Origin of the sequence: Brevibacterium sp. NPDC049920, from assembly GCF_040656435.1 — a bacterium.
Classification (GTDB): Bacteria; Actinomycetota; Actinomycetes; order Actinomycetales; family Brevibacteriaceae; genus Brevibacterium; species Brevibacterium pityocampae.
This window is the reverse complement of record NZ_JBFAMF010000020.1, coordinates 1-10,902: the sequence shown is the minus strand read 5'-3', so window position 1 is coordinate 10,902 and position 10,902 is coordinate 1. Positions and strand designations below refer to the sequence as shown.

Here is a 10,902-nt window from a genome sequence, read left to right as displayed (position 1 = left end):
CCTGATCAACACGCGGCCGAGGCCCACACTCGAGTTGCAGACCCCGGCCGACATGTTCGAAAAGCTCCTGATGCGTTAGAAGCTTGACACCACCACGCGAATCCGCACGTTTGTGCAATCTCAAGCCGCGTCACCCGCTGCGCTCTCGCGCCTTCGCTGCCAGCCCCTCGGCTCCTCGGTCGAAGTCATCGTCCCGGTGTCATGGATGCACGGTTCCCGAGGCGGTGCAGGCGGGTGCGCGCCCTGGTGGGTGCAGTCCGGTGGGGGCATGTCATTCGACGGTGCGGATCCTCCGGCCAGATGATCATGCATCATTCAGAGAAGAATACTGAAATCCTGCGAAATGTCCCCAGGGGCTGGGTGTGCGCGACGTCCGGCTCCGATCTCGAACCGCTCGCTGTGCTGATCCTTCTATCTGTTGCACCTCTGGAGGCGAATACGACATCACACTCCAGACCATGACTCCGCTCCTCACGGCATTCGCGATCGTTACCTTCGTACCGTTCTTCTCCACGGCCTTCATCGGCTGATCTATAGAGTGCAATTTCCGAAGGTTCCACGCACAGGAACCTTCGGAAATTGCACTCTGATCGGTCACTACGGGGCGGGTGCACGGATCGGGGGAGTCGACCCGATTCGCACCCACCTCTTAACGATCGTTCGGTTTCGGTTTAAGATCGGAGAGTGCGCCGCAGTGCCGCGCGATCGGATGCGCGTCGCTGATCACCTGCCACTCACCTGTCACTGCGAAGGAGCATGATGACCGAGACCGCATCCCACGGGACCGTGACCCTGACGATCGAGGACCGCCTCGCCCGCGTCGAGCTCAACCGTCCCGACACGCTCAACTCCCTCACCCGCGAGGTCTTCGAGGACCTCGTCGAGATCGGCACGCGACTGCAGGGCGACGATTCCGTCGCCGCGGTCGTGCTCACCGGCAAGGGGCGCGCGTTCTGCGCCGGCCTCGACCTCGGCGAGTTCGGCAAGATGAAGTCGGGGGAGAAGAACCCTGCTGTGGCCCTCGGGGAGCGGCTGGGCTCGGCCCGTGCGATCGCGCAGCAGGCTGTGCACATCTGGCAGCTGCTCGAGGTGCCCGTCATCGCCGGCGTCCAGGGCGTCGCATTCGGCGGCGGACTGCAGATCGCGATGGGCGCCGACGTGCGGATCATGGCACCCGACACCAAGCTGTCGATGATGGAGATCAACTGGGGCCTCGCCCCGGACATGTGCGGGACCCAGCTGCTGCCGCGGCTCGTCGGCCCCTCCCGGGCGAAGCTGCTGATCTTCACCGGCGAGGTCTTCTCCGGTGCCCGGGCCGGGGAGATCGGGCTCGCCGACGAGGTCGTCGACGACCCGGTCGAGCGCGCGCTCGAGGTGGGCCGCGCCATCGCCGACAAGTCCCGCACCGCGCTGGTGAGGTCGAAGATGCTCATCGACCTCGCCGCCACCGCGGACCTCGCCGAGGGATTCGATGCGGAGCAGGAGGTCATCGCCGAGCTCATGGGCGGACCCGAGCAGATCGAGGCCGTCGACAAGCGACTCGCCGCTCTCGCCGCACGCAAGGGAGCGCAGTGATGACCGGCCGGCAGGGGACCGCGCCGCACGGCGCCGAGTCCGCCCATGACCCGATCGGGCACCTGTCCTCCGATCTCCTCGCCGGGCAGGTCGCCTTCATCACCGGTGGCGGATCCGGCATCAACCTCGGCATCGCCAAGGCTTTCGCCCGATGCGGTGCTGCGGTCGCGATCTGCGGCCGGACCGAGGAGAAGCTCGCCGCCGCCGCCGAGGAGCTCGCCGCGCTCGGTGCGAAGGTCGCCTACCGGGCTGCGGACGTGCGCGACATGGACGCCCTCCAGGCGTCCATGGACCATGCCGCCGCCGAACTCGGCGACATCAGCATCGCGGTCGCCGGGGCCGCCGGCAACTTCTTCGCGAAGGCGGAGGAGATGAGCTCGAACGCCTTCCGCACCGTCGTCGACATCGACCTCATGGGCGCCTACCACACGGCCCGCTGCGCGTTCCCGTACCTCCAGCGCACCCGCGGCTCGATCCTCTTCATCTCCGCCTCACAGGCATTCAAGGCCACCCGCTACCAGGCGCACGTCGGGGCGGCGAAGGCTGGCATCGAGATGCTCATGAAGGATCTCGCGGTGGAATGGGGCCGGCACGGGATCCGCTCGAACTCCCTGGTCCCCGGGCCGGTGTCCGGCACCGAGGGGATGTCGCGGCTGGCCGGGCCGACCGGTGACGACATGTGGAGGAAGGCGGTGCCGCTGGGCCGCTACGCGGAGAAGGAGGAGATCGGGGCGATGGCCGCGGTGCTCTCCGGCCCGCTCGGCGCCTACGTCACCGGCGCGCAGTTCCTCGTCGACGGCGGGCTCTCCCAGGTGGGCTCCGGGGAGATCTCCGACGCGGTGGGCCGCGCGCTGTTCGGCGAGGAGTGAGAAACTTCCCCATCGACCTCACGTTCCGGGCCTCCCGAACGTCTGCAGGATGATGAAGAAGCCACCGTTCGACGAGCTCGTCCGCACGCACTCGGTGCGGATCCTGCGGTTCTGCCGGTCCATGCACGCGCAGCCGGTGGACGCCGAGGACGCCTATTCCGAGGCGTTCCTCGCCGCGCTGCGCGGATACGCATCCCTGCCCGAGGACGCCAACCTCGAGGCCTGGCTCATCACCATCGCACGCCATGCCTGCATCGACGTGCACCGGCGCAACGCGCGGCGGGCGGTCCCCGTCGAGCAGCTGCCGGAGCCGGTGGGCACCGGGCCGGGCGGCACCTGGTCGGGCGGCTTCTCGCTCGGCGGCCGGCCGGAGAACCCCGGCCAGGGGAGCGAGGGCGAGATCGACGTGTTCGCTCTGCTGTGGCGGCTCACCGACCGGCAGCGGGAGGCGGTCGCCTACCACCACGTGTGGGGACTGCCCTACGCCGAGGTCGCTGCCCAGGTCGGCGGCACACCGGCGGCCGCCCGCCGTGCGGCGGCGGACGGGATCGCTGCACTGCGGCGGATGATCGAGGAGGAGAGACCATGACCCGCGCACCACTTATGACGCGCACCGTGACCACGACCCCGGGACCACCCGAGGGATTCGCATCGGCCGGGCTCGGCTCGCAGCCGGGTCCCGGAACAGGGGGCGCCGTTCCGGAGGACCGGCTCTCCGGACCCGCGTCGGCGCTCGAGGAATCGATGGTGGCTGCCCTCAACGCCGAGGTCCTCGCCCGCGGTGACGCCACCGGGCTCGTCGATGCCGCCTACACCCTGATGCCCTCGCCCATGGGCGAACTCGTCGTCGTCGTCACCGACCGCGGCCTGCTCCGGATCGGCTTCGACACCGAGGAGCTCTCCGCCGTTCTCACCGAGGTCGCCGAGGCGGTCGGACCCGTGGTCGTCGAGGACAGCGGGATGACCCGGACGGTGGTGGCGGAGCTCGGGGAGTACTTCGCGGGGGAGCGGAGGTCCTTCGACATCGCCCTCGACCTCCGACTCACCCGGGGCTTCCGGGCCGAGGTCCAGCAGGCGCTAGCCGACATCCCCTTCGGGAGCACGATGAGCTATGCGGAGATGGCTGCGCATCTGGGGAACCCGAAGGCGGTGCGGGCCGTCGGCACGGCGTGCGCGAAGAACCCGATCCCGCTCATCCTTCCGTGCCACCGGATCGTCCGCAGCGACGGCAGCTTCGGGAACTACCGCGGCGGCCACGACCGGAAGCAGTGGGTGCTCGACTTCGAGGCGGGATCCCTGCCGCTGACCGGCTGACCGGCTGGCCCCGTGACCGGGCGGCCTGCCGCTGACCTGGCGGCCGGATCCCCGCCTCGCTCGTGACCGGGGCTCCGGCGCGAGCCGGCCCGGCTCAGAGACCGGCGGGAACGGCGACGGCGGCGTCGGGCGCGGCGAGTGCCCTTGTCGTGCCGACCGCAGGGTCCGACGCGACGCATCCGATGTGCACGCCGGCGCGTGCCGCGAGGCGATCAAGATCCTCACCGGCAGACTCGTCGCCGAGCACCTCGCGGGCCCGGTCCGCGGTCAGGCACGTGTGCGTCACCGCGTGGGTGCGCACCTGTTCGAGCCAGGCCTCGGGAGCGAAGCGGGCAGCGAGCACCACGGTGGCGCCTGCGGTGATCACGGCGGTGAGCTCGCGTGCCTGAGTAGCGAGGGTGTGGAGATCGCCGGTGATGAGCCAGCGGTGGTCCTGGCCGAGCCCGGCGGCGGCCGCTGCCTCGTGCGCTTCGCTGAGGCCGTCGGCATGGGTGAGGAGGTGCGCCCCTGCTGCGGTCGGGTCGTGAGCCGATTCAGCGCCGACGACGATGCTCAGCGCACCGGCCGGGAGTGCTCGGATCGGTCCGGACTCGGGCAGGGAGCCGGCGGCCGCGGCGGTGGGACCGCAGGGCCGGGGGCGCTCGGCTGCCCGGGAGCCCGCAACGGGGTGGGACGGGGGTCCGGATCGACCCGCGCTGTCGCGGCGTCGGACGGCGCCGAAGACGGGCCCGGGGGTGAAGAGCGGGGAGCCCGCCAGGGTGTCGGGCTCGTCCTCGGACACCTCGATGACGGGGAACTCCGGGGTCGCGGAGCGGCTGACCGCGTTGCGGTAGGTCCAGCGACGGCGGAGGCCGACAACCCCGAGCACGGGGTGGGTGCCGGAGAGCTCCCGGAGCAGGGCGGGCACCTCGGCCTCGGGATCGCTCGCCACGGCGACGGCGCCGAGCGAGGCGCAGGCGAGCCAGCTCATGATGAAGGCCGGCGAGCTCTCGAGATTGAGGTGGACTGCAGTGCCCGGTGCGACGCCGAGCGCCCGGAAGCGCTGCGCGGTGAGCCCGACGAGCTGGGCGAACTGGCGGTACGACCACGTGTTCGAGTCACCGGTGCCGGTGATGAAGGTGAGGAACGGAGCGGTGCCGCGGCAGGCGACCGCCTGGGACCACACCGCGCCGAGGTCCGCCGCGGGGCCGGCGGAGCCGCTCGGTGCGAAGGATTCAGGTGCGGAGGAACCGGGCGCAGGCGGCGCGGGACGCGCGGGTGTCGTAGGGGTCGTCGGCGGGGCCGACGAGGCGGAGGTCGTGGAATCGGAGAAGTGAGCCTGGGGCGAAGAATGCACCTGCGACCCTTTCGCGCTGGTGTGATGTGGATCTCATTGAGGGTATCAGCGCAGGTTGTGCGCTCCGTGGCCTGTGGCTCGGACGGCGCTGAGATTTCACCGTCCGTCCGCTGTGCGGCCACGTGGGCGCACAGCGGACGGACGACGGGTGAGGGTCGGTGCTCCTGGGGTGGGGCCCCGCCGGGTGGGGCTGGGCTGTATCCCGATCGCGCGCGTCAGCCGTGCTTTCCGGGCATCGCCGGCCGCACCGGCTCGATGTCGCGCTCGGCGGCCATGAGTGCCTCGACGCTGCCGAAGGAGTGCACCTCGTTGAGGAGGACGAGGGTCGGACGCATGAGCTTGAGCCGCTCGGCGGCCTCCTCGGCGAGGATGTGCTCGACGTTCATCCACTCGGAATTCGTCGCCTCCGTGGTCTGGTGCCGCAGATCGCCGATCTCGTCGCCGCGCGCCACGTAGAAGTACGTGTCGAAGCGGCGGGTGCGCCCGGGAGGGGTGATCCAGTTGGCCCAGGGCTTGAGTGCGGTGGTCGCGATCGTGGCCCCGGCCTCCTCGCCGACCTCGCGCTGCGCGGTCGCGATGAGCGCCTTCGCGAACTCCGGCTCGGCGCCGAGCTCGGTCTTCGCCCAGGCGCGGACGTGAGCGTCGAGCACCTCTCCGGGCACCTCGAGCGCGGCCGCCATCTCGTGATCCTGCGGATCCACCCGACCGCCGGGATAGACGAGCACGCCGGCGGCGAAGTCCATGGTCGTCACCCGGTGCTGGACGAAGACCTCGAGGCCGTCCGCGGTATCGCGGGCCACGATGACGCTCACTGCGGGCTTGACCGGCATCTCGACCCCGGGCGGGGCGAGATTGCTCTTGAGAGATGTGCCCACGCGGTCGGAGCGATCATGTCCTTCGTCGTGCAGGTCGCGCACCATTCATCCACCTTCGGCTCAGCCGGCTCCGCCGCTCGGGCTGCTCCGCTGCAGGTGCGGGCCGGACGTGTCTTCTCCGTACTGTATCGGCGCCGTGATCCAGGTCACGCGCGGGTCCGGCATCCGAGCAGTCAGTACTGACCGGAAGGGCTGCGGCGGACGGTTCGGTGCCCCGGCGCGGCGCTCCGGCCCAGTGCCCGGCTCAACACCCGGTTCGGCGCCCGGTTCAGCGTCCGGCGCGGGCGACGATGCGCTGGGCGCGCTTGAGCACCGGCGCATCGACCATCGCGCCGTCGACGTTGACCGCGGCCCCGCCGGCGGCCTCGGCAGCGTCGACCACACGGCGGGCCCAGGTGACGTCCTCGGCGGAATCGCCGAACTCGGCGTCGATCGCGGCGAGCTGCTTGGGGTGGATCGCGAGCTTCCCGGCGAAGCCGAGGGCCCGCCCGCGCTGCGCAGAGGCCTCGGTCGCCCCGTCCGTGGAGAAGTCCGCGCACGGGCCGTCGATCGGCCCGGGCATGCCGAACGCGCGGGCGGCCATGACGACCCGGGAGCGCGCATGGAGCAGCTCGGTCTCCTCGGGTCCGACGATCGCGTCGAGCTCGAGGCCGAGGTCGTAGTTGCCGAACGCGAACCGGTGCACCGAGTGGGCCCGGGCCAGGGATTCGGCGGCGACGATGCCGCGCGGGGTCTCGAGCAGGCCGATGAAGTACGGCGCGGCCACGCCGTGCTGGGTGAAGCGCTGGCGGATCTCGTGGACGGGGTCCTCGGACTCGCACTTGGGGATCATCACCCCGAACGGGCACTGCGCGTAGTGTCCCGAGCGTTCGGCGGCGACGGTGCTCAAGCGGGACGCGACCGCCGCCAGGGCGCTGACGTCGGGGGCGAACCATTCGGTGTCGGCGGAGTTGATCCGCACCACGACCGCGGTGTCCGAGCCGGCGCCGGTCCACTCGCCCTCCGACAGCCAGGCGGCGACGGAATCCCGCGCGGTCGCCTTGTCCTCGGGGGCGACCGCGTCCTCGAGGTCGATGATGACCGCGTGTGCGCCGGAGGCGAGCGCCTTGGCGAAGCGGTCCGGTCGCGTGGCGGGCACGAAGAGCAGGGTCTGGGCGACATCGAGGCTGCGCGGTGCTGCAGCGTCCGACCGGGCGGTGTCCGTCATGGGATGTCCTTCGAAGAAGTCCGGGGCAGTACTACCGAAGTTCACTCTAGCGGGTTAGACTGTTGCAGAAAACACAAAAAGTCCGGCGCGATTGATGCAGTTTGAGGTAAGAATCACCGAGGGCCGCACGCACCCGGACACCCCTCCACACCGCACAGAAGGAGACGCGCAATGGTGCGAGAATTCCAGGGAATCGCAGAGCTCGAGAAGCACCTCGGGCAGGAGCTCGGCACGAGCGACTGGGTCACCGTCGACCAGGAGCGGATCAACACCTTCGCCGATGCCACCGGCGACCACCAGTGGATCCACATCGACGAGGAGCGCGCCGAGGCCGGGCCGTTCGGCGGCACGATCGCCCACGGCTTCCTCACCCTCTCCCTGCTGCCGCTGCTCGGCGCCGAGGTGATGAACGTGACCGGCATGAAGATGAAGATCAACTACGGCCTCAACAAGGTCCGCTTCCCCAAGCCCGTGCCGGCCGGTGCCAAGGTGCGCGACGTCGTCACCCTCAAGGAGATCGTCCGCAAGAGCTCGGGCATCCAGGTCGTCATGGACCACGTCATCGAGATCGAGGGCTCGGACCGCCCGGCCTGCATCGCCGAGGCCGTCACCCTCATGGTCGAGGACGACTGAGCTCCTCCCGCCGTCCCGTCGGCGCCGTTCGGCCCAGCCTTCGGCGCCGACGGCCCTGCGCCGTCGACATCCCGGCAGACCGCCGGAACCCCGCCCGGCATCACCTGCCGCCGTCACCGAGAGAAAGCAGATCATGGACGATTCCGATCTCAAGCACATCCTGTCCACCGTCCGCGAGTTCGTCCGCGAGCAGGTGATCCCCCGTGAACTCGAGATCGAGGACACGGACGAGATCCCCAAGGAGATCCGTGACGCGGCCGCGGAGATGGGCCTGTTCGGCTGGGCGATCCCGGAGGAGTTCGGCGGCCTCGGCCTCAACGCCTACCAGGACGCGAAGCTCTCCTTCGAGCTCGGCTACACCACCCCGTCCTTCCGCTCGCTGTTCGGCACGAACAACGGCATCGCCGGCCAGGTGCTCGTCAACTACGGCACCGACCAGCAGAAGCAGGAGTGGCTGCCGCGGATCGCCTCGGGCGAGGTCGTCGCCTCCTTCGCGCTCACCGAGCCCGACGCCGGCTCCGACCCGTCCGGCCTGACCACCAAGGCGGTCAAGGACGGTGACGACTACGTCATCAACGGCGCCAAGCGCTTCATCACCAACGCCGCGCTGTCCGACGTCCTCATGGTCTTCGCCCGCACCAACCCGGAGGCCAAGGGCAGCAAGGGCATCTCCGTGTTCCTCGTGCCCACCGATTCCCCCGGCGTCACCGTCGGCCCGCACGACAAGAAGATGGGCCAGGCCGGCGCCTGGACCTCGGAGATCTTCTTCGACGACGTCCGCGTGCCCTCGAAGTACCTCATCGGCGGCGAGGAGGAGGTCGGCTTCAAGGCGGCCATGGCCTCGCTCAACAAGGGTCGTCTCCACATCGCCGCGATGTGCGTCGGCCAGGCCACCCGCATCCTCGACGACTCGGTCGAGCACGCGAAGGTCGCCAAGCAGGGCGGCACCGCGATCGGTGAGTTCCAGCTCGTGCAGGCGCTCCTCGCGGAGTCCTACGCGGAGCTCTCCGCCGCGCGTGAGATGGTGCTCGCCGCCGCCCGCCGCTGGGACGAGGGCACCGACAAGAAGCTCGGCCCGAGCTCCTGCAAGCTCTTCGCCTCCGAGATGCTCGGCCGCGTCGCCGACCGCGGCGTCCAGGTGTTCGGCGGGATGGGCTACATGCGCGAGACCTCGGTCGAGCGCTTCTACCGCCACGCCCGCCTGTTCCGGATCTACGAGGGCACCTCCGAGATCCAGAAGCTCGTCATCGCCCGCCAGATGCTCAAGGGCGCCCACCTCGAGGGCCGCTGAGCATGAGCCTCATCCGCACGGAGCTCGCCGCCGGGATCCTCACGATCACGCTCGACGAGCCGGCCCGCCGCAACCCGCTGAGCGCGGACATGCGCGCGGAGATCTCCGCCGTGCTGTCCCCGCTGCCGGCGGAGGTGCGGGCGGTCGTCTTCACCGGTGCCGACTCCGTGTTCTCCGCCGGCGGCGACCTCGCCTCGATGCCACCGGAGAACCCCGAGGCCAGTGACGAGCGGATGGCGGCCGTGGCCGACTTCATCCGCCTCGTCGCCGGCCTGCCGGTCGTCACCGTCGCCGCGGTGGAGAAGGCCGCGGCCGGCGCCTCGGTCGGCCTCGCCTGCGCCTGCGACGTCATCGTCGCCGGGCGCAGCGCACAGTTCCTCCTGCCGTTCACGCGCCTGGGGATCGTGCCCGACGGCGGGCTCCTCGCCCTGCTGCCGGCGCGCGTCGGCCTGGCCCGGGCGCGGCGCCTGATGATCGCCGGGGACCCGGTCCGGGCCGAGGACGGGGCCGCCTACGGGCTCGTCGACCACCTCGTCGAGGACGGCGCCGCGCTGAGCACCGCCGCCGAGGTGGCCGCCCGCCTGGCTGCCCGGGCGCCGGGCTCCGTGCGGGCGATCAAGCAGGCGCTGTCCGTCGGCGCGCCGAGCCTCGACGAGGCCTTCGCGGCCGAGGCGGCGGGGCAGCGTGCGCTGTTCTTCACCGCCGACTTCCGCGAGGGCAAGGCGGCGTTCTTCGACAAACGCTCCCCGGAGTTCACCGGGGAGTGAGCCCGCCGGGCCCGGCGGGTCGCGACCGCAGCGGTCGGCGCGCCGCCCGCACGGGTCCGTGCACCGCTGGCCGCACCGGTTCCCGTCGCCCCGTCCACCGCATCATCATCACGTCCGCACCACCGATCGAAGGAGTACATCATGGGTCTGCTCGAAGGCCGCACCGCCGTCATCACCGGCGCCGCTCAGGGGCTGGGCTACGCCATCGCGGAGACGCTCGTCGCCGAGGGCGCCAACGCCGTCCTCGGAGACCTCAACGAGGAGGCCGTCGTCGCGGCCGCTGAGAAGCTCGGCGTGGGCGACCGCGCCGTCGGCCTGGCCTGCAACGTCGTCGACCTCGGCCAGGTGGAGGCGCTGTGCGCGCTCGCGCAGGAGAAGTTCGGCGCCGTCGACGTCATGGTCAACAACGCCGGCATCACCCGCGACGCGACCATGCGCAAGATGACCGAGGAGCAGTTCGACCAGGTCATCGCCGTGCACCTGCGCGGCACCTGGAACGGGCTCAAGACCGCCTCGGGCATCATGCGCGACCAGGAGAAGGGCGGCTCGATCATCAACGTGTCCTCGATCTCCGGCAAGGTCGGCATGCTCGGCCAGACGAACTACTCCGCGGCCAAGGCCGGGATCGTCGGCATGACGAAGGCCGCCGCCAAGGAGGTCGGTTTCAAGAACGTGCGCGTCAACGCCATCCAGCCCGGCTTCATCAACACCGCGATGACAGCCGCGATGCGCCAGGACGTCATCGACGCGAAGCTCGCCGAGATCCCGATGGGCCGCGCCGGCGAGCCGAGCGAGGTCGCCTCGGTCGTGCTGTTCCTCGCCTCGGACATGTCCTCCTACATGTCGGGCACCGTGCTCGAGATCGCCGGCGGCCGCCACATCTGAGCACCGCCCGGCCGCGCCCACGCAGCGCAGCCGGGATGCACCGCACGTCGACCTGCCGTTCGTGCTCGAGATCCGCACCGGATCTCTAGCGGATGATCTCCGCCGCCGCGATCGTGACGATCGCGAGGTAGTCGGCGCGCAGCCGCAGCG

Annotated in this window: 12 protein-coding genes; 8 read left to right on the top strand and 4 right to left on the bottom strand. The window is 70.6% G+C overall.

Annotated features, from left to right (window positions below; genetic code table 11):
- Positions 1-759 precede the first annotated feature (759 nt).
- From AB0I45_RS13620 to AB0I45_RS13605, 4 genes are read left to right on the top strand one after another with little or no spacing between them, the layout of a single operon-like run.
- A complete protein-coding gene (locus AB0I45_RS13620; RefSeq protein ID WP_247618979.1) occupies positions 760-1,575 on the top strand; it encodes a crotonase/enoyl-CoA hydratase family protein in 816 nt (271 codons plus the stop codon).
- Positions 1,575-2,444 (top strand): SDR family oxidoreductase, encoded by an 870-nt coding sequence (locus AB0I45_RS13615; RefSeq protein WP_137318686.1) that lies wholly within the window; start codon positions 1,575-1,577, stop codon positions 2,442-2,444. The genes AB0I45_RS13620 and AB0I45_RS13615 overlap by 1 nt, the downstream gene beginning before the upstream one ends.
- A 49-nt stretch (positions 2,445-2,493) precedes the next feature.
- Entirely contained in the window at positions 2,494-3,033 is a 540-nt protein-coding gene (locus tag AB0I45_RS13610; RefSeq protein ID WP_360318872.1) for a sigma-70 family RNA polymerase sigma factor, read from the top strand.
- Complete coding sequence (locus AB0I45_RS13605) at positions 3,030-3,758, top strand: methylated-DNA--[protein]-cysteine S-methyltransferase (RefSeq protein WP_360318869.1); 729 nt, start codon at positions 3,030-3,032, stop codon at positions 3,756-3,758. Before AB0I45_RS13610 ends, AB0I45_RS13605 begins: the two co-directional genes overlap by 4 nt.
- A 94-nt stretch (positions 3,759-3,852) precedes the next feature.
- Here AB0I45_RS13605 and AB0I45_RS13600 read toward each other — a convergent pair whose 3' ends face one another.
- The 4 genes from AB0I45_RS13600 to AB0I45_RS13585 all read right to left on the bottom strand — a co-directional run bounded on the left by AB0I45_RS13600 (position 3,853) and on the right by AB0I45_RS13585 (position 7,176).
- Positions 3,853-4,923, bottom strand: coding sequence for an AMP-binding protein (locus AB0I45_RS13600; protein ID WP_360318866.1), 1,071 nt, complete (start codon positions 4,921-4,923; stop codon positions 3,853-3,855).
- A gap of 49 nt (positions 4,924-4,972) precedes the next feature.
- Positions 4,973-5,131: a hypothetical protein gene (locus AB0I45_RS13595; RefSeq protein WP_360318863.1), complete on the bottom strand. Its 159-nt coding sequence runs from the start codon at positions 5,129-5,131 to the stop codon at positions 4,973-4,975.
- A gap of 178 nt (positions 5,132-5,309) precedes the next feature.
- A complete protein-coding gene (locus AB0I45_RS13590) occupies positions 5,310-6,014 on the bottom strand; it encodes an NUDIX hydrolase (RefSeq protein WP_360318860.1) in 705 nt (234 codons plus the stop codon).
- Between the two features lie 223 nt (positions 6,015-6,237).
- Positions 6,238-7,176 (bottom strand): CoA ester lyase, encoded by a 939-nt coding sequence (locus tag AB0I45_RS13585; RefSeq protein ID WP_360318857.1) that lies wholly within the window; start codon positions 7,174-7,176, stop codon positions 6,238-6,240.
- Between the two features lie 174 nt (positions 7,177-7,350).
- Between AB0I45_RS13585 and AB0I45_RS13580 the strand changes: the two genes are divergently transcribed.
- From AB0I45_RS13580 to fabG, 4 genes are all read left to right on the top strand, one after another.
- Positions 7,351-7,809 (top strand): MaoC family dehydratase, encoded by a 459-nt coding sequence (locus AB0I45_RS13580; RefSeq protein WP_360318876.1) that lies wholly within the window; start codon positions 7,351-7,353, stop codon positions 7,807-7,809.
- 133 nt (positions 7,810-7,942) lie between these two features.
- On the top strand, positions 7,943-9,100 hold the full coding sequence (locus AB0I45_RS13575; protein WP_265809226.1) for an acyl-CoA dehydrogenase family protein: 1,158 nt from the start codon (positions 7,943-7,945) through the stop codon (positions 9,098-9,100).
- Positions 9,101-9,102: 2 nt separating this feature from the next.
- Complete coding sequence (locus AB0I45_RS13570; protein ID WP_360318853.1) at positions 9,103-9,867, top strand: enoyl-CoA hydratase-related protein; 765 nt, start codon at positions 9,103-9,105, stop codon at positions 9,865-9,867.
- A 141-nt stretch (positions 9,868-10,008) separates the two neighbouring features.
- Complete coding sequence (fabG, locus tag AB0I45_RS13565) at positions 10,009-10,752, top strand: 3-oxoacyl-ACP reductase FabG (RefSeq protein WP_265809229.1); 744 nt, start codon at positions 10,009-10,011, stop codon at positions 10,750-10,752.
- The last annotated feature ends 150 nt before the right edge of the window (positions 10,753-10,902 follow it).

What these genes read in the sequence shown, in the direction of transcription:
- AB0I45_RS13620 (WP_247618979.1), top strand. Translation starts at nt 760, where the DNA reads ATGACCGAGACCGCATCCCACGGGACCGTGACCCTGACGATCGAGGAC.
- AB0I45_RS13615 (WP_137318686.1), top strand. Translation starts at nt 1,575, where the DNA reads ATGACCGGCCGGCAGGGGACCGCGCCGCACGGCGCCGAGTCCGCCCAT.
- AB0I45_RS13610 (WP_360318872.1), top strand. Translation starts at nt 2,494, where the DNA reads ATGATGAAGAAGCCACCGTTCGACGAGCTCGTCCGCACGCACTCGGTG.
- AB0I45_RS13605 (WP_360318869.1), top strand. Translation starts at nt 3,030, where the DNA reads ATGACCCGCGCACCACTTATGACGCGCACCGTGACCACGACCCCGGGA.
- AB0I45_RS13595 (WP_360318863.1), bottom strand. Translation starts at nt 5,131, where the DNA reads ATGAGATCCACATCACACCAGCGCGAAAGGGTCGCAGGTGCATTCTTC.
- AB0I45_RS13590 (WP_360318860.1), bottom strand. Translation starts at nt 6,014, where the DNA reads ATGGTGCGCGACCTGCACGACGAAGGACATGATCGCTCCGACCGCGTG.
- AB0I45_RS13585 (WP_360318857.1), bottom strand. Translation starts at nt 7,176, where the DNA reads ATGACGGACACCGCCCGGTCGGACGCTGCAGCACCGCGCAGCCTCGAT.
- AB0I45_RS13575 (WP_265809226.1), top strand. Translation starts at nt 7,943, where the DNA reads ATGGACGATTCCGATCTCAAGCACATCCTGTCCACCGTCCGCGAGTTC.
- AB0I45_RS13570 (WP_360318853.1), top strand. Translation starts at nt 9,103, where the DNA reads ATGAGCCTCATCCGCACGGAGCTCGCCGCCGGGATCCTCACGATCACG.
- fabG (WP_265809229.1), top strand. Translation starts at nt 10,009, where the DNA reads ATGGGTCTGCTCGAAGGCCGCACCGCCGTCATCACCGGCGCCGCTCAG.